The sequence below is a fragment of the Serratia bockelmannii genome (genome assembly GCF_008011855.1).
In the GTDB taxonomy this organism is placed as follows: domain Bacteria; phylum Pseudomonadota; class Gammaproteobacteria; order Enterobacterales; family Enterobacteriaceae; genus Serratia; species Serratia bockelmannii.
The window spans coordinates 203,973-224,266 of the sequence record NZ_VOUX01000003.1; the positions used below are offsets into that span (position 1 = coordinate 203,973).

The 20,294-nt window shown below is 61.0% G+C and carries 19 protein-coding genes and 1 riboswitch; of the genes, 12 read left to right on the top strand and 7 right to left on the bottom strand.

The features are described from left to right. Positions 1-4: 4 nt before the first annotated feature. Positions 5-280, bottom strand: a complete 276-nt coding sequence (gene ubiK / locus FOT55_RS05525; RefSeq protein WP_004937216.1) for a ubiquinone biosynthesis accessory factor UbiK — start codon at positions 278-280, stop codon at positions 5-7. Positions 281-425: 145 nt separating this feature from the next. Continuing rightward, positions 426-586, top strand: a riboswitch (FMN riboswitch). 109 nt (positions 587-695) lie between these two features. Between ubiK and ribB the strand changes: the two genes are divergently transcribed. Continuing rightward, positions 696-1,349: a 3,4-dihydroxy-2-butanone-4-phosphate synthase gene (ribB, locus tag FOT55_RS05530; RefSeq protein WP_004937218.1), complete on the top strand. Its 654-nt coding sequence runs from the start codon at positions 696-698 to the stop codon at positions 1,347-1,349. A gap of 53 nt (positions 1,350-1,402) precedes the next feature. On the opposite strand, the gene FOT55_RS05535 is transcribed toward ribB, so the two are convergent. After that, positions 1,403-2,935, bottom strand: coding sequence for an alkaline phosphatase (locus tag FOT55_RS05535; RefSeq protein ID WP_147823207.1), 1,533 nt, complete (start codon positions 2,933-2,935; stop codon positions 1,403-1,405). Positions 2,936-3,260: 325 nt separating this feature from the next. Here FOT55_RS05535 and ygiD point away from each other — a divergent pair, with 325 nt between their 5' ends. Next, the gene (ygiD, locus tag FOT55_RS05540) at positions 3,261-4,043 is read left to right on the top strand and encodes a 4,5-DOPA-extradiol-dioxygenase (RefSeq protein WP_025304317.1); all 783 of its coding nucleotides are present in this window, start codon (positions 3,261-3,263) and stop codon (positions 4,041-4,043) included. 48 nt (positions 4,044-4,091) lie between these two features. Here ygiD and FOT55_RS05545 read toward each other — a convergent pair whose 3' ends face one another. Beyond that, positions 4,092-5,252 (bottom strand): glutathionylspermidine synthase family protein, encoded by a 1,161-nt coding sequence (locus FOT55_RS05545; protein WP_025304316.1) that lies wholly within the window; start codon positions 5,250-5,252, stop codon positions 4,092-4,094. Positions 5,253-5,255: 3 nt separating this feature from the next. Continuing rightward, positions 5,256-5,918: a DUF1190 family protein gene (locus tag FOT55_RS05550; RefSeq protein WP_025304315.1), complete on the bottom strand. Its 663-nt coding sequence runs from the start codon at positions 5,916-5,918 to the stop codon at positions 5,256-5,258. Positions 5,919-6,271: 353 nt separating this feature from the next. On the opposite strand from FOT55_RS05550, the gene FOT55_RS05555 reads away from it, so the two are divergent. The 4 genes from FOT55_RS05555 to dhaM are packed head-to-tail and all read left to right on the top strand — an operon-like array spanning position 6,272 to position 10,578. After that, entirely contained in the window at positions 6,272-7,372 is a 1,101-nt protein-coding gene (locus FOT55_RS05555) for a glycerol dehydrogenase (RefSeq protein ID WP_049296259.1), read from the top strand. A 51-nt stretch (positions 7,373-7,423) separates the two neighbouring features. Further along, entirely contained in the window at positions 7,424-8,494 is a 1,071-nt protein-coding gene (gene dhaK / locus FOT55_RS05560) for a dihydroxyacetone kinase subunit DhaK (RefSeq protein ID WP_025304313.1), read from the top strand. Positions 8,495-8,503: 9 nt separating this feature from the next. Then, positions 8,504-9,136, top strand: coding sequence for a dihydroxyacetone kinase subunit DhaL (gene dhaL / locus FOT55_RS05565; RefSeq protein ID WP_025304312.1), 633 nt, complete (start codon positions 8,504-8,506; stop codon positions 9,134-9,136). Positions 9,137-9,147: 11 nt separating this feature from the next. Further along, positions 9,148-10,578, top strand: coding sequence for a dihydroxyacetone kinase phosphoryl donor subunit DhaM (gene dhaM, locus FOT55_RS05570; protein ID WP_147823208.1), 1,431 nt, complete (start codon positions 9,148-9,150; stop codon positions 10,576-10,578). Here dhaM and dhaR read toward each other — a convergent pair. Both dhaR and hasF read right to left on the bottom strand, forming a co-directional pair. After that, positions 10,575-12,524 carry a dihydroxyacetone kinase operon transcriptional regulator DhaR gene (gene dhaR / locus FOT55_RS05575; RefSeq protein ID WP_147823209.1) on the bottom strand — a complete coding sequence of 650 codons (1,950 nt, stop codon included), beginning with the start codon at positions 12,522-12,524 and terminating at the stop codon, positions 10,575-10,577. The two genes, dhaM and dhaR, sit on opposite strands and share 4 nt — an antisense overlap. Before the next feature lie 152 nt (positions 12,525-12,676). Continuing rightward, complete coding sequence (hasF, locus tag FOT55_RS05580) at positions 12,677-14,194, bottom strand: multidrug efflux transporter outer membrane subunit HasF (RefSeq protein ID WP_025304309.1); 1,518 nt, start codon at positions 14,192-14,194, stop codon at positions 12,677-12,679. Positions 14,195-14,541: 347 nt separating this feature from the next. Between hasF and nudF the strand changes: the two genes are divergently transcribed. The 6 genes from nudF (at position 14,542) to FOT55_RS05610 (ending at position 19,958) form a co-directional block, all read left to right on the top strand. Beyond that, on the top strand, positions 14,542-15,174 hold the full coding sequence (nudF, locus tag FOT55_RS05585) for an ADP-ribose diphosphatase (protein ID WP_043142088.1): 633 nt from the start codon (positions 14,542-14,544) through the stop codon (positions 15,172-15,174). Beyond that, the gene (locus FOT55_RS05590; protein ID WP_004937244.1) at positions 15,174-15,599 is read left to right on the top strand and encodes a DUF1249 family protein; all 426 of its coding nucleotides are present in this window, start codon (positions 15,174-15,176) and stop codon (positions 15,597-15,599) included. Before nudF ends, FOT55_RS05590 begins: the two co-directional genes overlap by 1 nt. 27 nt (positions 15,600-15,626) lie before the next feature. After that, positions 15,627-16,454, top strand: coding sequence for a 3',5'-cyclic-AMP phosphodiesterase (gene cpdA / locus FOT55_RS05595; RefSeq protein WP_060434581.1), 828 nt, complete (start codon positions 15,627-15,629; stop codon positions 16,452-16,454). Next, positions 16,454-17,038 (top strand): esterase YqiA, encoded by a 585-nt coding sequence (gene yqiA, locus FOT55_RS05600; RefSeq protein WP_025304306.1) that lies wholly within the window; start codon positions 16,454-16,456, stop codon positions 17,036-17,038. Before cpdA ends, yqiA begins: the two co-directional genes overlap by 1 nt. 46 nt (positions 17,039-17,084) lie before the next feature. Beyond that, entirely contained in the window at positions 17,085-18,980 is a 1,896-nt protein-coding gene (gene parE / locus FOT55_RS05605) for a DNA topoisomerase IV subunit B (protein ID WP_025304305.1), read from the top strand. 81 nt (positions 18,981-19,061) lie between these two features. Next, positions 19,062-19,958, top strand: a complete 897-nt coding sequence (locus FOT55_RS05610) for a LysR substrate-binding domain-containing protein (RefSeq protein ID WP_060448052.1) — start codon at positions 19,062-19,064, stop codon at positions 19,956-19,958. Between the two features lie 8 nt (positions 19,959-19,966). Here FOT55_RS05610 and FOT55_RS05615 read toward each other — a convergent pair whose 3' ends face one another. Next, positions 19,967-20,275 carry a putative quinol monooxygenase gene (locus FOT55_RS05615; RefSeq protein WP_025304303.1) on the bottom strand — a complete coding sequence of 103 codons (309 nt, stop codon included), beginning with the start codon at positions 20,273-20,275 and terminating at the stop codon, positions 19,967-19,969. Positions 20,276-20,294 lie beyond the last annotated feature (19 nt).

Consider the following 20,294-nt stretch of genomic DNA (forward strand, 5'->3'; position numbering starts at 1 on the left):
GGAATTATTCGTCTTCCTGCTTGGCTGCCGGCGCCGCGCTCAGTTTGCTTTCCAGCTCGGCCATGCGCTGTTCCAACAGCGCCAGCTTCTCGCGGGTGCGCAACAGCACCTGAGTCTGCACGTCGAACTCTTCGCGGTTAACCAAATCCAGGCGGGTCAACTGCGATTGCAGGACCTGACGGATTTTTTTCTCAACGTCTTCCCCGAATTCACGAACGCCTTTAGGCATGGACTCATGAACCTGGCGTGCGATTTGTTCGATTTTTTTCGGGTCAATCATGGCGTATCCCTTTCAGAGTTTAATAGCTGCCGCTTAGTGTAATGCGAGTTGCCCGTCGGATAAACCATTAAGCGCATTCGCCGTACGTGGCCGAATTGTGCTTTTGCCAATTGCCCTGCCTACCCATTAGCGTTATAGTCATCTTGCTTATTCTCAGGGCGGGGTGAAAGTCCCCACCGGCGGTAAATCACCTTCTACGGTGAAAGCCCGCGAGCGCTCAGCCAGCCTGTAAAGGCCGGTTAGAGGTCAGCAGATCCGGTGTAATTCCGGGGCCGACGGTTATAGTCCGGATGGGAGAGAGTAACGGTATCTGCCGGGCATGCGCCCGCTTGCGTTATTTTTTTAGCTATTGCTAGCTACTCCTCAAGATCGCCCTGGTTCTGGTAATCCATAATTTTTAATGAGGTTTTTTACCATGAATCAGACGCTACTTTCAGACTTCGGCACGCCGACAGAACGCGTTGAACGCGCGATTGACGCACTGCGCAACGGGCGCGGCGTAATGGTGCTCGATGATGAAAATCGTGAAAACGAAGGTGACATGATCTTCGCCGCGGAAACCATGACCGTTGAGCAGATGGCGCTGACCATCCGCCACGGCAGCGGTATCGTGTGCCTGTGCATCACCGAAGAACGCCGTCAGCAGCTTGAGCTGCCGATGATGGTGACCAACAACTCCAGCCAGTTCCAGACCGCCTTCACCGTGACCATCGAAGCGGCGCAGGGCGTGACCACTGGGGTTTCCGCTTCCGATCGCCTGACCACCATCCGCGCGGCGGTGGCAGACAGCGCCAAGCCGAGCGACCTGAACCGTCCGGGCCACGTGTTCCCGCTGCGTGCGCAGCCGGGCGGCGTGCTGAGCCGTCGCGGCCACACCGAAGCGACCATCGATCTGGTCTCCATGGCCGGTTTCAAACCTGCCGGCGTGCTGTGTGAACTGACCAACGACGATGGCAGCATGGCGCATGCGCCGGAAGTGATTACCTTCGCCAAACAGCACGACATGGTAGTGCTGACCATCGAAGATCTGGTGGCCTACCGCCAGGCGCACGAGAAAAAAGCCAGCTGATAGCCGGCCGCTTTCAACGATAAAAAAGCCGCGTTACGCGGCTTTTTTTGTGGCTACCGCTCTGACAGGCGTTCGCCGATGCGGCTGGCGTAATTCATCACGTGGAAGGTGTAGTTCTCCTCAACCGTACCCTGGAACAGATGCGCCCAGGGGCCGATGGCGTAGATGCCGAGATCTTCCCCGCCGTGCGTCTCGCTTTTCAGCGGCACCAGCGCCGGCTGAATAAAGTCGGGCGCGGTGGTTTGCTCCATGGTCAATGCCGGGCGCTCGGCCAGCGGGATTGTGCCGCCGGGACCGTTGGCGAAACCGAGGGTGGTGTAGGGCTTGCCGTCGCTGCCCAGCCGAGGTTTACCGTCGACGCCGACGGAAATGCCGAGGATAGGATTGCCGCGCTTGGCATAGCCGGCGATGGTCAGCGTGTGGCTGTGATCGCCGGTCACGATCACCAGCGTTTCGTCCAGGTTGACCTTGCCGACGATGGTTTTCACCGCCTCGTTCAGGGCGACCGCGTCGCTCAGCGTGCGGTAGGCGTTGCCGTTATGGCTGCCGTGATCGACGCGCCCGCCTTCTACCAGCAACAGATAGCCTTCGGGATTCCTGGCCAGAATATCGATGGCCTTGCCGGTCATCTCTGCCAGTGAAGGTTCTCCCGCCGCGTCTTGCCGTCGATCGTGCTCGAAGTTCATGTGTGATGGCTCGAACAGGGCCAACAGGTGGTCGACCTTACCCGGCTCGATTTTATCGAACTGTGCCTGATTCCATACGTATTGCCCACGCTCGCCGTAGCGCTGCAGCCAGGCCTGCGTCAGGTCGCGGCCATCCTTTCTGGCGCCTGTTTTGCTGGGATATTCCGGATCGCTCACGCTGTCGGGCAGGAAGTTGGCGCGCCCACCGCCCATCGCCACGTTCAGGCCGTTGCCGTATTTCATTTCCACCAGCTGGCGCGCGATGTCGCGGCAGCCTGCGGCCAGGGCGTCCGCCGGCATTTTGGCGTCAGACTCCCAGTCGCGGTTGGCGATATGGGCATAGGTGGCGCCCGGCGTGGCGTGGGTAATGGTCGCGGTTGTCACGGCGCCGGTGGCCATGCCGAGCGTTGCGGCCATCTCCCACAGCGTGGTGACGGCCTTGGTTTGCTGATCCTCGCAATTGTTGAGGGCGGCCGTATGGTTGAGGCCCATCAGATCGTTGATGGTTTTGACGCCGGTGGTCATTGCCACCGCGCTGGGTGCGGAATCGGTGATTTGGGCGTCGGCGGAATAGGTTTTGGCCGCCGCCAAATAGGGGAAGGCTTCCCAGGCCAGCACGTTGGACTCGCCATCCACGCCGCGCTGCTGCCCTTCAAAAATGCGGGCGGCGGTCACGGTGGAAAATCCCATGCCGTCACCGACCACCAGAATGACGTTTTTGGCGCGGTTGGTGTTTGGTGTCTGCTTCAGCCGCTGTTGCAGCTGAGCTTGCGCCTGAAGGAAGTAAGGGTCTTCGCGCTGCGTCAGCGGCGCGTTGTCCACCGCGTCGGCGGCGACTGCCCCCGTGGCGAACAAGGTCATGGAAAGCGCCAGGCGGGTTGCCAGTGTGAGTCTGAACATGAATTCCTCCTTGGTGAGACGTGATTCCCGTAGCGCCGACGGGCTGCCAACACCCTGTCGACTGAAGGAGGAGTGTATAGATTGCGTTAACAAAGAGTACATAAATTGTTCACAAATTAGATCTGTGTGGCAGTAATGTCATGGTATTCACGTTGATTATTAATTATTTGAAAAATATGCATTTTTTAACTTTTTGTTTGCCAGTCTATTTTTCCGGCTTTTATTTCAAATTTATTGAATATCTTCATCACGGTTATCCGGCTGTGTTGCTGCGTCAAAGCGCGTAATGTAGCGGCATAGCACAATTTGAACTGAGGATCCCACTATGAACACCTCTCGTATGCCGGCACTGTTTCTTGGCCACGGTAGCCCGATGAACGTGCTGGAAGACAACCGTTACACCCGGGCATGGCGTGCGTTGGGTGAGTCATTGCCGCGGCCGAAGGCGATCGTGGCGGTTTCTGCGCATTGGTATACCCGCGGCACTGCGGTCACTGCGATGGAAAAGCCCAAAACCATTCACGACTTCGGCGGGTTCCCGCAGGCGCTGTTTGATACCCGTTATCCGGCGCCGGGCTCTCCCGCGCTGGCCACGCAGCTGCAGCACATTCTGGCGCCGGTGCCGGTGACGGCCGATCTCGGTGAGTGGGGGTTGGATCACGGTACTTGGGGCGTATTGATCAAGATGTATCCCAATGCCGATATCCCGGTGGTGCAGCTCAGCGTCGACGGCACGCAGCCGGCAGCCTATCACTATGAGCTGGGTCGTAAACTGGCGGCGCTGCGGGATGAGGGTGTGATGATCGTCGCCAGCGGCAACGTGGTACACAACCTGCGCATGGTGAAATGGCAGGGCGATACCAGCGCCTACCCGTGGGCGGAATCGTTCAATAACTTTGTCCGGGATAACCTGCGCTATCGGGGCGACAACCACCCGCTGGTGGATTTCATGCGCCATGAGGGCGCGGCGTTGTCGAATCCGACGCCGGAACACTATCTGCCGTTGCTGTACGTGCTCGGCGGCTGGGATGGAAAAGAAGCCATCAGCGTGCCGATCGACGGTATCGAAATGGGGGCGCTGAGCATGCTGTCGGTGCAGGTGGGGTAAAGAAAAAACGCCAGTCAGAGACTGGCGTTTTTGTCTTCAGCGGGGCGATCAGCCGAGGATGGTGTGCGGATAGAAGCGCGACAGATCCTGCGTGATCAGTTCGCGATCTTCGCGCAGGCCGATGCCGCAGGGTTGATCGTTCACCAGCCAGCTGCCGATCAGCGTGTAGCTGTCTTCGAACTTTGGCAGCGGATGGAACTGCTGCACGATCATGCCTTCTTCACCGTACGGCCCATCGACGCGCGCCACTTCCTGACCGTTTTCGACGATCTGGATATTGGCGCCTTCGCGTGAGAACAGCGGTTTGGTGACGTAATGATCCATCGGCGGATGATCGTCTTGCGCGAAATAAGCCGGCAACAGGTTAGGGTGGTTAGGGAACATTTCCCACAGCAGCGGCAGCAGCGCCTTGTTGGAGATGATGCTCTTCCAGGCCGGCTCCAGCCAACGCACGCCGGCGTCTTCGAGCTTGGTGGAGAACATCTCGCGCAGCATGAATTCCCACGGGTAGAGCTTGAACAGGTTGCCGATCACCTGATCCTGCAGATCGGTGAACTGACCTTTCTCGCCAAGACCAATCTCTTCCATGAACAGGAACTCGGTCGGCAGACCGGCTTCCTGCGCGCAGTCCTGCAGATATTGCACCGTGCCGCGATCTTCTTCGCTGTCCTGGCAGCAGGCCAGGTGCAACAGGCCGAAGCCGTGATGCGCTTTCAGCTCGGCGAAACGCTCGATCAGCTTCTCCTGCAGGCTGTTGTACTGATCCGATTCCGGATCCAGCTTGCCGGCGTTGATCTGGTCTTCCAGCCACAGCCACTGGAAGAAGGCCGCCTCATACAGCGAGGTTGGCGTATCGGCGTTGTTCTCCAGCAGCTTCGGCGGGTTGACGCCGTCGTAGGCCAGATCGAGACGCGAATACAGCGACGGCTGGTTGGTGCGCCAGGAACTGCGCACGAACTCCCAGGTGTGTTTCGGAATGCAGAACTTGGCCATCAGCTCATCGCTGCCGACCACCTTTTCCACCACCTGCAGGCACATCTGGTGCAGCTCGGCGGTGGCGTTTTCGATCTCTTCAATCTGCGCCAGCGTGAACTGGTAATAGGCGTCTTCACACCAGTACGGCTCGCCGTACATGGTGTGGAAACGGAAACCGAACTCGGTCGCTTTTTCACGCCAGTCCGGGCGCTCGGTAATAGCAATACGTTTCATGCATCAACCGCCCATGCTGCGAGAGCCGGAGTTGGAAGTGGCGCTGCTGCGCTGCATGCTGGTCTGCTTGGCCACGGTCTCGCCGAAACCACCGCGAGTCACGGTGTTGGTGACCGCAGGCTTTGGCGCCATGGCGGTTTTCGGCACCGTCATGGTGCGGCCGCCGGCGGTGGCCGGGCCGTAGCTCTTGCCGCTGGCGTCGACAAACTTGCCGTTCGCCGGGCTGGCGGCGTTCTTGGAAGTGAACAGTGGCTGCTGCGCGAAGCCGGAACCGCCCATCAGGCGGCCCATCATGTAGCCCGCCATCAGCGGCATCCAGAAGCTGCCGCTGCTTTGCGATTCCGCCGCCATGCCGGCCTGTGCCGGCGCCTGGGTGCACTGCGCTTCGCCGAACTCGGCGACGCAGTCTTCGCGGGTGGCGTATTTCGGCGCGGTTTTCGCCGCTTCTTGCAGGGCGTTGTTGTAGGAGGTGGTGCACTGCTCGCTCATCGAAGGATTGGCGCGCGAACAGTCATCGGCATTCTGATACAGGGAGACCGTTTCATCGCTCTTCTCGCAGCCGGCCAGCATAAAGACGGCGCTGATCGCCAAGGCCACGGGCGCGACACGGTAGCTGCGCCAGGATTTGCGGAACGTCTCTTGGTTGATGTTTTTTGTCCGTTTCATCGTTATCAATCCCATCATGCGGGCTGTTTTCGCCCTTTCCCAGTAGTGGCGCTAAGGATAGGGGAAACATGGTCAAAATTAAAGCTGAAACGCCCGTAGAATCCACTCTTTACGCAGTTATACGTTGGGGTGTGCGCCAGTTCGCTTTCGCGGCGAAAAAACGCGCGTTGGCGTTTCATCATGAAACGTTATCGCTATGATGATGTTCCATAATGGAACAAAAATCGCGAAGCTCGCCAGGCGGATGGCAGGCGCTCATAGTCGAAGCACAACAACAAGCCGACGGCGAAGTCGGCGCGTCATCACCTGATATCTGAACGTTACCATCGCCAACTCCCTACAAGGATCCGGTTATGTTGAGAATCATCCAGTCACCAGGTAAATACATTCAGGGCGCCAATGCGCTAGCCGTCGTCGGCGAATACGCCAAATCCCTCGCCGATCATTACCTGGTGATCGCCGACGACTTCGTGATGCAGCTGGCGGGCGACACCCTGATGGGCAGCCTGCAGCAGCACGGCGTGAAACATCACGCGGCCCGCTTCAACGGCGAGTGCTGCCGCAAAGAGATAGACCGGCTCGGCCGCGAGCTGCAGGCCCACGGTTGCCGCGGAGTGATCGGCGTCGGCGGTGGTAAGACGCTCGACACCGCCAAGGCCGTCGCCCACTACCAACAGCTGCCGGTGGTGCTCATTCCCACCATTGCTTCCACCGATGCGCCGACCAGCGCGCTGTCGGTTCTCTACACCGAACAGGGCGAATTCGCCGAATACCTGATCTACCCGCGCAACCCAGATATGGTGGTGATGGACAGTTCCATCATCGCCAACGCGCCGGTGCGCCTGCTGGTGGCCGGCATGGGCGACGCGCTTTCCACCTATTTCGAGGCGCAGGCCTGCTTCGACGCTCAGGCCACCAGCATGGCCGGCGGCAAATCGACGCTGGCGGCGCTCAGTCTGGCGCGGCTGTGCTATGACACGCTGCTGGCCGAAGGGGTGAAGGCCAAGCTGGCGGTCGAGGCCGGCGTGGTAACGGAAGCGGTGGAGCGCATTATTGAGGCCAATACGTATTTGAGCGGCATCGGCTTCGAGAGTAGCGGGCTGGCGGCGGCGCACGCCATTCACAACGGTTTCACCGTGCTGGAAGAGTGCCACCACCTGTATCACGGCGAAAAAGTGGCGTTCGGCACCTTGGCGCAGCTGGTATTGCAGAACAGCCCGATGGCGCAGATTGAAACCGTGTTGGCGTTTTGCCATGACATCGGCCTGCCGATCACGCTGGCGCAGATGGGCGTCACCGGCGACGCGACGGCGAAGATGATGGCGGTGGCCGAGGCCAGTTGCGCCGCCGGCGAAACCATTCACAACATGCCGTTCAAGGTCACCCCTGCGGGCGTGCAGGCGGCGATCCTGACGGCGGACAGGCTGGGCGCCGCCTGGCTGCAGCGTCATTGATACCGTTGGGGCGCGGTGCGCCGCGCCCCTGGGCTTACAGAGGAAATCATCGTGAAAAAACTGATTAATCAGGTCGAGTCGGTGTTGGAAGAGCAGTTGCAGGGGCTGGCGGAGGCCCATCCCGAGTTGCTGGTGCACGCGGATCCGGTGTTCGTGACCCGCGCCGACGCGCCGGTGGCGGGCAAGGTGGCGATCCTGTCCGGCGGCGGTAGCGGCCACGAGCCGATGCACTGCGGTTTCGTCGGCGAAGGGATGCTCGACGGCGCCTGTCCGGGCGAGATTTTCACCTCGCCGACGCCGGATAAAATGTACGAGTGCGGTCAGGCGATCGACGGCGGCGCCGGCGTGTTGCTGCTGATTAAGAACTACACCGGCGACGTGCTCAACTTCGAAACCGCCACCGAACTGCTGCACGACAGCGGCGTCGCGGTGGCGACGGTGCTGGTGGATGACGACGTGGCGGTCAAAGACAGCCTGTTCACTGCTGGGCGACGCGGGGTGGCCAACACCGTGCTGATGGAGAAACTGCTGGGCGCCGCCGCAGCGCGCGGCGACGATCTGGACAGCGTGGTGACGCTGGGACATCGCATCAACAACCACGGGCATTCGATTGGCATTGCGCTGGGTGCCTGTACCGTCCCCGCCGCCGGCAAACCGTCGTTCACCCTGGCGGAGAACGAGATGGAGTTCGGCGTCGGCATTCACGGCGAGCCGGGCATTGCGCGCCGCACGTTCACCACGCTCAACGCGGCGGTGGACGACATGTTCCATACGTTGATCGACCACGGCCACTATCAGCGCACGATCCGCGTCTGGGATCGTCAGCAGGGCGAGTGGCGCGACGAGATGCAGACCAAGCAGCCGCTGACGCGCGGCGATCGGGTGATCGCGTTGGTCAATAACCTGGGTGCCACGCCGCTGTCCGAGCTGTATGGCGTCTACCATCGATTGGCGGAGCGTTGCGCCGAGGCGGGCATCATTATCGAACGCAACCTGGTGGGTTCTTATTGCACCTCGCTTGATATGCAGGGTGTGTCCATCACGTTGTTGAACGTGGACGACGAGCTGTTGTCCTTGTGGGATGCGCCGGTGAAAACGCCTGCGCTGCGTTGGGGTTGCTGAGGAGGAATTATGGCGTTGACCAAACAACAGGTCGTCGATTGGCTGATGCGTTGCGGCGAAGTATTCAGCCGGGAGCGCGATTTTCTCACCCAACTGGACACCGAGATCGGCGATGCCGACCACGGTCTGAACATGAATCGCGGTTTCAATAAGGTGGTGGAAAAGCTGCCGTCGGTGGCGGACAAGGATATCGGCTTTATCCTGAAAAACACCGGTATGACGCTGCTGTCGAGCGTGGGCGGCGCCAGCGGTCCGCTGTTCGGCACCTTCTTCATCCGCGCGGCGCAGGCGGCGAACGCCAAGCAAAGCCTGGATCTGGTGGAGCTGCATCAGGTGATGCAGGAAGGGGTGGAAGGCGTGGTGATGCGCGGTAAGGCGGAGCCGGGCGACAAGACCATGTGCGACGTCTGGTGGCCGGTGGTGGAAAGCCTCGGCCAGTCCGCGCAGCAGAACCTGAGCGTGGCGGAGGCGCTGCAGCGCGCCGCCGACAGCGCCGAGCGGGCGGTGGAGAGCACCATTACCATGCAGGCGCGTAAAGGGCGGGCCAGTTACCTGGGCGAGCGTAGCATCGGCCACCAGGATCCCGGCGCCACTTCGGTGATGTTGATGATGAAAACGCTGGCCGAGGTCGCCGGCAGTTAGCAGGAGGCGAGATGATTAATATCGTGGTGGTTTCGCACAGCGCGTTGCTGGCGCGCGGCGTTGAGCAGTTGGCGCGGCAGATGATGCGCGGTGACGGCTGCAAATTGGCGCTGGCGGCGGGCGTGGATGACGAGCAGCACCCGATCGGTACCGACGCGGTCAAAGTGATGGAGGCGATCGAAGCGGTCGCCGGCGGCGACGGCGTTCTGGTGCTGATGGATCTGGGCAGCGCGCTGCTCAGTGCCGAAACCGCGCTCGATCTGCTGGACCCGGACCTGGCCGCCAAAGTGCGGCTGTGCGCGGCGCCGCTGGTTGAAGGCACCCTGGCGGCGGTGGTGGCCTCCAACTCCGGTGCTTCGCTGGAACAGGTGGTGGCGGAGGCGCAGGGGGCGCTGCAGGCCAAGCAGGCACAGCTGGGTGAGGCTTCACCGACGGCGAAAAGCGTGGCCTTGCCGCTGGCGCAGGGCAAAAGCGTAACCTGGACGGTGCAGAACCCGCACGGGCTGCATGCGCGCCCGGCGGCGCGGCTGGTCGAGACGCTGGCGCCGTTCAAGGCCGAGCTGGTACTGGAGAAGCAGGGGCAGTGCGTCGATCCGCGCAGCCTCAATCAGCTGGCGCTGCTGCAGGTGCGTCACGGCGACACCGTTCGCCTGATTGCCGACGGTGCGCAGGCGGACGAGGCGCTGGCGGCGTTCAAAGCGCTGGCGGAACAACATTTCGGCGAGACGGTCTCCGAGCGGCAGCAGCCTTCGCTGCACGGTATCCCGGTGGCGGAAAGCGTCACCAGCGGACCCGTGTTCCAGGCCCACAGCTTCTGGCCGCCAACCGTCGATCGACGGATTGGTGCGGACGAGGTGTTGGGCGAACAGCAACGCCTGCGGGAGGCACTACAGCACACGCTGAGCGATCTGAACCGGCTGGCGGAGCGTACCGGCACGCTGATCGGCAAGCCGCAGGCGGCGATCTTCGGCGCCCACAGCATGCTGCTGGACGATCCGGATCTGCAGCAGGCGGCTTACACCCGCATCGCGCAGCAGCTGTGCTGCGCCGAGCAGGCCTGGCGGCAGGTGCTGGGGGCGATCGCCGAAGAGTACCGTGAGCTGGATGACGACTACATGCGGGCGCGCGAATTGGACGTGCGCGACATGCTGCGCCGCACGCTGTGCCATCTGCAGGGGCTGCCGCTGCCGGCCATGGCGCTCGCAGAACCGTCAATCTTGGTGATGGACGAGCTGATGCCCTCGGAGGTGGTGATGCTCGACAGGCGGCTGGTGCTCGGCATCTGCCTGAGCGGCGGCAATGCCCTGTCGCACAGCGCCATTCTGGCGAAGGCGATGGGCATTCCGATGGTGGTCGGCATGCAGGATTGCCTGAGCAAAACCCGCAGCGGGCAGAAGGCGATGCTGGACGCCGCGCGCGGGGTATTGCAGCTCAGCCACTAGGCACGCAGCTTGAACTGGCGGATGTCGATCCCGTGCTGTTTGATCTTCCGCCACAGCGTGGTGCGGCCGATGCCCAGCAGCTGCGCCATCTCCGTCACCTGGCCACGGCTGACGGTCGCCGCGCGCAGGATCGCCTGGCGTTCCATGTCCGTCAGCGTCAACAGCGGTGCGCCGGGCTGCGGATCGCTTTCCAGCAGCGACGGCTGGCCGAGCAGGTGCGCCGGCAGATCCGCCAACTGGATGTGGTGACCGTGGCAAATCATTGCCGCGCGCTCCACCACCCCTTTCAGTTCCAAATCGTTGCCCGGCCACAGATAAAGCGCCAACTGGGTCATCACCTCGTCATCGACCCGGAAGCGACACTGAAAATGCAGCTCCAGCGTGCGCAAATGGTGTTTGACCAGCAGCGGAATATCGCTCAGCCGCTGGCGCAGCGGCGGGATCAGGATTTCGAACGCCTGCAGGCTGTAAAATAGCTGGCGGCGGAAACGGTTTTGCTGCACCAGCAGCGGCAGATCGGCGGCGCTGCCGGCGATCACACGCACATCGACCGGGATCACCCGGCTGGAATTGAGGCGGATCACCACGCCGGTTTTCAACACCTGCAGTAGCGCCGACTGCATCTCCGCCGGCAGGTATTCGATCTGTTCGAGGTACAGCGTGCCGCCGTTGGCCAATTCGAATTTACTGAGCTGGCCCGCCTCTTCTTCGCTGGCGTCGTTGCCCAGCAGCTCACGCAGCCCCTGCGCCTGCGTCAGCAGCTGGCAGTTGAGGGCGATATACGGCCCGGCGGCGCGTTCGCCGGCGTTGTGGATAGCCTGGCTGAGCAGCTCTTTGCCAACGCCTTCTTCCCCGCGCAACAGGATCGGATGCTGGCCTTTGGCCGCCTGCTGCCCGTAACGGATCAGTCGCCGCATTTCCAGCGAAGTGGAGGGCATCTGTTCGAAGCTGTGGCTGACGCGCCCCAGCTGGCTGCTGACATACTGGCGCAGCCGTTCGAGCGGGTGCAGCAGGGCGATGAAACTGCAGCGATCGCCGTCGAAAATCGGCTTGAGCGTCAGCAATGCGGCGATAAATTGTCGCTGACTTTCGAAGGTGACTTCGACGTGTTGCAGCGGTTGGCGATCGGCGATGGCGCGCTTGAGCAGCGCGGGCAGCGTCAACAGCTGCGTCAGCGGCTTGCCCTGGCTCTGCTGTTCGTCCAGCTTCAGCAGGCCGGCGGCGCGCTGGTTGATGTATTGCAGGTAGCCGCGGTGATCCCAGGCCATGACGCCGTCGTCCACGCCGTCCAGCAGGCCGTAAAGCTGATTCAGATGGCGGTTGGATTCCGCCAGCAGGCCGTCGGCGTTCAGCGAGTTACCGATTTCGCGGGCGATGGCCAGCGTCAGCGACAGATCGCCGGCGGCGCAATCGGCCAGCAGGCAACCCAGGGCGATCGAGCCGCGCTGGCGGCCGCTGTTGTCGTAGACCGGCGTGGCGCAGAACGACCAGCCGTGCAGCGCCCGGCGCACATGCTCTTCACCGCTCACCCGTACCGGGTGGCCTTCCGCCGCCGCCAGCGCCGGAGCATTGGTGCCGATCTGTCCCTCGGCCCAGTAAGCGCCGGGGGCGAATCCCAGTTGCTGCAAATGCTCCCAGGTTTGGGCGTCGCCGCAATGCCACAGCGTGCAGCCGCTTTCGTCGAGGATCAGCAACAGACAACGTCGCGGCTCCATGTATTCGCAGGCGTCTTCCAGCGCCGCCTGGCCAAGCGTCAGCAGATCGTTCTTGCGGCGGCAAATCGATTCGAAGGTGGCGCCCTGAGCGCGGTGCGGTGCCTGCCAAACGTCTGGCTGCATCAGGCTGCGGCAGCGTAGCCAGGAGGCGTAAACGGCTTGTGTCGGGCGCAGCGGCGGCGGCAGTTCACCGTCGTTAATCAGCCGCTGCCAGCGTGAATCGTTGTCCATCGAACCTCATCCAGACTGCGAAAACGAGAGTGAAGATGATACCACCTGGTGTAGCGGCGGCTGTGAGGCGGTGGGCAGAAGCGGGGAAATCGGGGCAAAAAAAAAACGGGGCGCGGCGTAGGCCGGACCCCGTGTTTATCAACGTGCGCGCATCAGTTACGGAATGGGTTGCCGCTGTTGCGAGCCGGTTGGCTGGTGGTAACGGCCGGCGCGGATACGCGAGTGGCCGCCGGTGCCGGCGCCGCGGTTTGTTGCATCGGCGCATTGTCCTGATAACCGTCCGCATAGGCGTCCTGCGCGCGGTTTTGCGGTGCGACGGCGTCAGGCGCGGTCGACACCGGTTTGCCCAACGCGCCATTCAGCAGCAGCAGATCGTTCTGGTTCAGCGTGCCGAGCGCCGACTTGATGTTCAGCTGGTTGATCAGATAGGTATAACGCGCGTCGGACAGTTGACGTTTGGCGTTATACAGGGTGGTGGTGGCGTCCAGCACATCGACGATGGTGCGGGTACCGACCTGATAACCGGCTTCCATCGCGTCCAGGGAGCTCTGCGCGGAGATCACCGCCTGTTTGTAGGCGTTAATGCTGCTGATCGAGGCGTTAACGTTGTTGAACGACGAACGCACGGTCTGCACCACGCTGCGGTGGGAGCTTTCCAACTGCTCACTGGCGCCGACGAAGCCGTACTGCGCTTGTTTGACCTGCGAGTTGGTCGCGCCGCCGCTGTATAGCGGCAGGTTGAAGCTGATGCCGACCTTATTTTGGCCCGCATCGGAGTCGCTGTAGCGTGCGGCATTCGCGCCGCCGGTGTTGGAGCCGTTGTATTTGGTATTGCTGATGCCGGTCGACGCGCTGACGTCAATCGTCGGCATATAGCCAGTTTGGGCTGCACGGATTTGCTCACGCGCCAGATCCTGGCTCAGACGGGCGGACAGCAGGCTCAGGTTGCGCGCTTCCGCTTCTTTCAGCAGGTTGTTCACCGCTTCCGGGCGCTGGGTACTGAAGCGATCGGTATTCAACGAGGCCAGCTCCGGGTAGAAGGCCCCGGTCACCTGGCGCAGCGTTTCCAGCGCGTTATCCAGATCGTTGCGGGCGGAGACTTCGGCCGCCAGCACGGTGTCATAGTTCGAACGGGCATTCTGCACATCGGTGATCGCCACCAGGCCCACGTTGAAGCGTTGGGTGGTTTGATCCAGCGTGCGGTAGACCGCGTCTTTCTGCGCCTGGGTATAGGACAGCGTGTCGATCGCTTTCAGCACGTTGAAGTAAGCGGTGGCGGTGTTGAGAATCAGCGACTGCTCTGCGGTTTGGAAGGTGACGTCGGAGATGCCGGCGGTCTTTTCCTGCAGCGTCAGCTGGCGCCATTTCGACATGTCGAAGAGGGTTTGCGTCAATGCCAGCGAACCGCTGGTCACGTTGCTGTTAACGCCATTGCTGTCACGATAACCGTTGGTGTAATCGTAACCTGCGGTTAAACCGAGCTGCGGCAACAGCGGGCTGCGCGCTTCATTGATCTTTTCGAATGCGGCGTCGCGGTCAGCAGCACTTTTGCGCAGATCCGGGTTACTTTCCCTGGCCTGTTTGTAGACCTGCAGCAGGTTCTCTGCCTGGCTCATTGCACTGAAGCCGCCCAGGCTCAGTCCGATAAGAAGGGGGAGCAGTTTCTTCATTTGCATTCCTTGTTGTGCAGCAATATTGCTATGTTAGCGCTGACGATAGACGAAATAGTTGCCGATTCTAGCAGAGTCTGCGGTACGCATCAGGTGGCTGAATGTGCCATCTCACGTAACTTTTACCTTTCAGACCGCCCATTTACCTTGGCGTACTGCCCCGGTCGACTGCAGCTGATATTATGGCTGACAATCCGGATTGTTTCCCGCTATTACCTGCGAGCGCACAAACGTGCCGCATCCGGCGGCGAGAAACAGCCTAACATAAAGCCGCGGCGGAGAGTCCCGCTGTTTCTGTCATCAAAACCGTTTATTTTATCGGCATACTCAAGCAGGAGAATTCGCGCATGAACCGTTCGCAGCCATCGCCCGTTACTTTCGATAAAAAAGATGTAGAAATTATTGCACGCGAGACGCTGTACCGTGGTTTTTTTTCACTCAATTTATACCGGTTTCGCCATCGGTTGTTCAATGGCGAAATGAGCCCTGAAATCACGCGTGAAATTTTCGAGCGCGGCCATGCGGCGGTGCTGCTGCCCTATGATCCGGTGCGCGATGAAGTGGTGCTGATTGAACAACTGCGCATCGCCGCGGTCGATACCCGTAATTCGCCCTGGCTGCTGGAAATGGTGGCGGGTATGATCGAAACCGGCGAAAGCGTCGAAGACGTGTGCCGCCGCGAAGCGCAGGAAGAGGCCGGCGTGGTGGTCGGGCGCTGTAAGCCGGTGCTGAGCTACCTGGCCAGCCCCGGCGGTACCAGCGAACGTTTGTCGATCATGGTCGGCGAAGTGGACGCCCGCACCGCCGAGGGCATCCACGGTCTGGCGGAAGAGCATGAAGATATCCGCGTCCACGTGGTCAGCCGCGAGCAGGCTTACCGCTGGGTAGAGGAGGGCGCGATCGATAACGCCGCATCAGTGATTGCATTGCAATGGCTGGCGTTGCACCATGAATCGTTGAGAAAAGAGTGGGCCAACTAATGAAACAGCGCTATACCCCTGATTTCCCCGAAATGATGAGATTGTGCGAAACCAACTTCGCGCAATTGCGCCGTTTGCTGCCGCGCAACGATGAAGCGGGCGAAACGGTGACTTATCAGGTGAACGGCGCCGGCTATCGTTTGACCATCGTTGAGTCCACGCGTTACACGTCGCTGGTGGAGATCGAGCAGATCTTTCCGGCGGTCAGCTACTGGAGCCTGCCCGCGATGACGGTGCGGTTGTACCATGACGCCATGGTTGCGGAAGTGTGTTCCAGTCAGCAGATCTACCGCTTTAAAGCGCGTTATGATTATCCTAATAAAAAGTTGCATCAACGCGACGAAAAGCATCAAATTAACCAGTTTCTTGCTGATTGGCTGCGCTACTGTTTGGCGCATGGAGCGATGGCGGTTCCGGTTTGTTAGACAGACTGAAATAACAAAGGACACCATTTGGAAAGCCTGTTTAAACTGCCCGTGGCGAGTGGGGCCGCGGTCAGGATTCTACAAATAACAGATACCCACCTTTTTGCCGGCGAACACGAGACGTTGCTCGGCATCAATACCTATCGCAGCTATCACGCGGTGCTGGACGCCATCCAGGCGCAGCGCCGCGACGTTGATTTGATCGTCGCCACGGGAGATTTGGCGCAGGATCATTCGCAAGAGGCGTACCGCCACTTCGCCGCCGGCATCGCGCAATTGCCGGCCCCCTGCGTGTGGCTGCCGGGTAACCACGATTTCCAACCGGCGATGGTCGACGCGTTGGCCGCCGCCGGCATTGCCCCTTCCAAACAGGTGTTGCTGGGCGACGACTGGCAGGTGCTGATGCTGGACAGCCAGGTGTTCGGCGTGCCGCACGGCGAATTGAGCGAGTATCAGCTCGAGTGGATGGAGCGCTGCCTGCAGGCTCACCCCGAGCGCTATACGCTGTTGCTGCTGCACCATCATCCGCTGCCGTCCGGTTGCACCTGGCTCGATCAGCACAGCCTGCGCAACCCGCATATGCTGGGCGCGATCCTGCTGCGTTATCCGAAAGTGAATACCGTAGTGTGCGGGCACATTCATCAGGATCTGGATCTGGAATGGCAGGGCCGGCGCCTGTTGGCGACGCCGTCCACCTGCGTGCAATTCAAGCCGCACTGCACTAACTTTACCATCGACGACGTCTCCCCCGGCTGGCGTTACCTCGATCTGTTGCCGGACGGCCGCGTCGAGACGCAGGTGTTCCGCCTGGAAAACGACGATTTCCGCCCCGATATGGACTCGGATGGATACTGATGCCTTCGACGCTGCTCTACCTGCACGGTTTCAATAGTTCGCCGCAGTCGGCCAAGGCGGTGGCCTTCAAGGCCTGGCTGGCCGAGCACCATCCCGACATCGAGATGCTGGTGCCGCAGCTGCCGGCCTTTCCGGCGGAGGCCGCCGAGATGCTGGAAAATATGGTGCTGGAACGCGCCGGGCAAACGCTCGGGCTGGTCGGCTCATCGCTGGGCGGCTATTATGCCACCTGGCTGTCGCAGTGTTTTTCCCTGCCGGCGGTGGTGGTCAACCCGGCGGTCAAGCCGTTTGAGCTGCTGGTGGACTATCTCGGCGCCAACGAGAACCCCTACACCGGCCAGCAATATGTGTTAGAGTCTCGGCACGTTTACGATCTGAAAGTGATGCAGATCGATCCCTTGGAGTCGCCGGATTTAATCTGGCTGCTGCAGCAAACGGGCGATGAAATTCTCGATTACGGCCAGGCAGTGGCGTATTACACCGCGTGTCGGCAAACGGTGGAGTCGGGTGGAAACCACGCCTTCGTCGGTTTCGAGCACTACTTCCCCCAGATTGTGGATTTTTTAGGGCTAAACGCGGTCTGACGGACCGTTCCGGCACCTCCCTTTAACCACGAAAAAATAATCAACGATGACTCAATCCAGCTATAACGCTGATGCCATTGAAGTACTCAGCGGTCTAGAACCAGTGCGCCGTCGTCCCGGCATGTATACCGACACGACGCGCCCAAACCACCTCGGCCAAGAGGTGATCGATAACAGCGTCGACGAAGCGTTGGCTGGTCACGCCAAGCGTATCGACGTGATCCTGCACGCCGATCAGTCGCTGGAAGTGATCGACGACGGCCGCGGCATGCCGGTGGACATCCACCCGGAAGAGGGCGTGCCGGCGGTTGAGTTGATCCTGTGCCGGCTGCACGCCGGCGGTAAATTCTCGAATAAAAACTACCAGTTCTCCGGCGGCCTGCACGGCGTTGGGATCTCGGTGGTCAACGCCCTGTCGAAGCGGGTAGAAGTCAACGTGCGCCGCGACGGCAACGTCTATGGCATCGCCTTCGAAAACGGCGACAAAGTGCAAGACCTGACGGTGACCGGCACCTGCGGCAAACGCAACACCGGCACCAGCGTGCACTTCTGGCCGGACGAACAGTTCTTCGACAGCCCGCGTTTCTCGGTATCGCGCCTGACTCACCTGCTGAAGGCCAAAGCGGTGCTGTGCCCCGGCGTCGAGATCTATTTCATCGACAAGGTGAACAACACCGAGCAGCGCTGGTGCTACCAGGACGGCCTGACCGACTACCTGATGGAAGCGGTTAACGGCCTGATCACCCTGCCGGAAGCGCCGTTCGTCGGCAATTTCGCCGGTGATACCGAAGCGGTGGACTGGGCGCTGCTGTGGCTGCCGGAAGGCGGCGAGCTGCTGACCGAAAGCTACGTCAACCTGATCCCAACCATGCAGGGCGGCACCCACGTCAACGGCCTGCGTCAGGGGCTGCTGGACGCGATGCGCGAGTTCTGCGAATTCCGCAACATCCTGCCGCGCGGCGTGAAGCTGTCGGCGGAGGATATCTGGGATCGCTGCGCCTACGTGTTGTCGGTGAAGATGCAGGATCCGCAGTTCGCCGGGCAGACCAAAGAACGTCTCTCTTCGCGTCAGTGTGCGGCCTTCGTTTCCGGCGTGGTGAAAGACGCCTTCAGCCTGTGGCTGAACCAGAACGTTCAGGCGGCGGAACAGCTGGCCGAGCTGGCGATTTCCAGCGCCCAGCGCCGCCTGCGCGCGGCCAAGAAAGTGGTGCGCAAGAAGCTGACCAGCGGGCCGGCGCTGCCGGGCAAGCTGGCGGACTGCACCTCGCAGGATCTGGCCATGACCGAACTGTTCCTGGTGGAAGGGGACTCGGCGGGCGGATCGGCCAAGCAGGCGCGCGATCGCGAATATCAGGCGATCATGCCGCTGAAGGGCAAGATCCTGAATACCTGGGAAGTGTCCTCGGACGAAGTGCTGGCCTCGCAGGAAGTGCACGACATTTCCGTGGCGATCGGCATCGATCCGGACAGCGAAGATCTCAGCCAGCTGCGCTACGGCAAAATCTGCATCCTGGCGGATGCGGACTCCGACGGCCTGCACATCGCCACGCTGCTGTGCGCGCTGTTCGTGCGCCACTTCCGTTCGCTGGTGAAAGGCGGCCACGTTTATGTCGCCATGCCGCCGCTGTACCGCATCGATCTCGGTAAAGAAGTGTTCTACGCGCTGGATGAAGAAGAGAAGGCCGGCGTGCTGGAACAGCTGAAGCGCAAGAAGGGCAAGCCGAACGTCCAGCGCTTTAAAGGGCTGGGTGAGATGAACCCGCTGCAGCTGCGCGAAACCACCCTCGATCCGAATACCCGCCGGCTGGTGCAACTGACGGTAGCGGAAGATGATGTCGATCAGACGCTGGCGGTGATGGACATGCTGTTGGCCAAGAAGCGTTCGGAAGATCGCCGTAACTGGCTGCAAGACAAGGGCGACATGGCCGAATTGGCGGTCTGAGCCTGACCCTAGCCCGGTGAACGCCGGGCCTGCTTTCCCGCAGGGCGTTCATGCGGCGCCCGATAACCTGGGCCGAAATGCATGAAGATCACGCTCGAAGAATTGCTGGCGTTCACCTCGGTGGTCGACAGCGGTTCCATCACCTCCGCTGCCGATCGGCTCGGCCAGACGACATCAGGCATCAGCCGCGCGCTCAGCCGCCTGGAGAACAAGCTCGATACCACCCTGATGCGCCGCACTACGCGTCGCCTGGAGCTGACCGAAGAGGGGGAAAGCTTCCTGAGCCATGCGCGTACGATCATCAACTCGGTGGAAAATGCCGAAGAACAAATGGCGGTGCGTCGGCAGATGCCGGCCGGGCGGTTGCGGATAAATGCGGCTGCGCCTTTTATGGAGCACGTCATCGTGCCGCTGGTAGCGGGGTTCAGGGAACGTTATCCGCAAATTTCGCTCGAGCTGAACACCGACAACCTGGTTATCGATCTGCTGGAAAAACGCACGGATATTGCCATTCGCATCGGTGCGTTGCGCGATTCGACCATTCATGCGCGCGCGCTGGGCGCCAGCCGGCTGCGCATCCTCGCCAGCCCGGCTTATCTGCAGCAGCACGGCACGCCGCAGAGCGTGGAGGCGTTGCATCGGCATTGTCTGCTCGGTTTTACCCAGCCGGAATCACTGAACCAGTGGCCGTTGCGCTATCGCCAGGCGCCGCATTTCACCATCACGCCAACGATCTCGGCGTCCAGCGGTGAAACGCTGCGGCAATTGGCGCTGCGGGGCGAGGGGATCGTACAGCTGGCAGACTTTATGACCCGTCGCGATCGGGAAGCCGGCAGGTTGGTGACATTGCTGGAGCAGGAGACGCTGGACGTGCGCCAGCCAATCAATGCGGTGTATTACCGCAATACGCAATTAGCGGCGCGCATCACCTGTTTTCTTGACTACGTCAGCGCGCACATCGACGCGCAGACGTTATAAGGCGGGGCTTACAGGGCGTTTTCCAGGATGTAGATCTCGGTGTCCAGCACGCTGTCTTTGAGGGTGTCGCGGTGTTTGAGCATATGTTCAATGGCCAGGTGTTTTTCCAGATGCGCCATGCTTTCCCATTTCTCCAGCATGAACACCGAATCCGGCGACCGCTTCTGCCACGGCGCCTGGGTATTGCTGTCGACCATCGGCGTGTATTCGCCGCAGCCGTCTTCCGCCAGCACCAGCGGCACTAGTTTTTCAATGGCTTGCAATACGGTGGCGCGGTGGCCGGGTTTCACTTTGATTTCTGCGATTACGGTGATCATGCTTACCTCGTTGATGAGA

Coding starts and splice junctions, on each gene's coding strand:
- ubiK (WP_004937216.1), bottom strand. CDS start 280: ATGATTGACCCGAAAAAAATCGAACAAATCGCACGCCAGGTTCATGAG.
- ribB (WP_004937218.1), top strand. CDS start 696: ATGAATCAGACGCTACTTTCAGACTTCGGCACGCCGACAGAACGCGTT.
- FOT55_RS05535 (WP_147823207.1), bottom strand. CDS start 2,935: ATGTTCAGACTCACACTGGCAACCCGCCTGGCGCTTTCCATGACCTTG.
- ygiD (WP_025304317.1), top strand. CDS start 3,261: ATGAACACCTCTCGTATGCCGGCACTGTTTCTTGGCCACGGTAGCCCG.
- FOT55_RS05545 (WP_025304316.1), bottom strand. CDS start 5,252: ATGAAACGTATTGCTATTACCGAGCGCCCGGACTGGCGTGAAAAAGCG.
- FOT55_RS05550 (WP_025304315.1), bottom strand. CDS start 5,918: ATGAAACGGACAAAAAACATCAACCAAGAGACGTTCCGCAAATCCTGG.
- FOT55_RS05555 (WP_049296259.1), top strand. CDS start 6,272: ATGTTGAGAATCATCCAGTCACCAGGTAAATACATTCAGGGCGCCAAT.
- dhaL (WP_025304312.1), top strand. CDS start 8,504: ATGGCGTTGACCAAACAACAGGTCGTCGATTGGCTGATGCGTTGCGGC.
- dhaM (WP_147823208.1), top strand. CDS start 9,148: ATGATTAATATCGTGGTGGTTTCGCACAGCGCGTTGCTGGCGCGCGGC.
- dhaR (WP_147823209.1), bottom strand. CDS start 12,524: ATGGACAACGATTCACGCTGGCAGCGGCTGATTAACGACGGTGAACTG.
- hasF (WP_025304309.1), bottom strand. CDS start 14,194: ATGAAGAAACTGCTCCCCCTTCTTATCGGACTGAGCCTGGGCGGCTTC.
- nudF (WP_043142088.1), top strand. CDS start 14,542: ATGAACCGTTCGCAGCCATCGCCCGTTACTTTCGATAAAAAAGATGTA.
- FOT55_RS05590 (WP_004937244.1), top strand. CDS start 15,174: ATGAAACAGCGCTATACCCCTGATTTCCCCGAAATGATGAGATTGTGC.
- yqiA (WP_025304306.1), top strand. CDS start 16,454: ATGCCTTCGACGCTGCTCTACCTGCACGGTTTCAATAGTTCGCCGCAG.
- parE (WP_025304305.1), top strand. CDS start 17,085: ATGACTCAATCCAGCTATAACGCTGATGCCATTGAAGTACTCAGCGGT.
- FOT55_RS05610 (WP_060448052.1), top strand. CDS start 19,062: ATGAAGATCACGCTCGAAGAATTGCTGGCGTTCACCTCGGTGGTCGAC.
- FOT55_RS05615 (WP_025304303.1), bottom strand. CDS start 20,275: ATGATCACCGTAATCGCAGAAATCAAAGTGAAACCCGGCCACCGCGCC.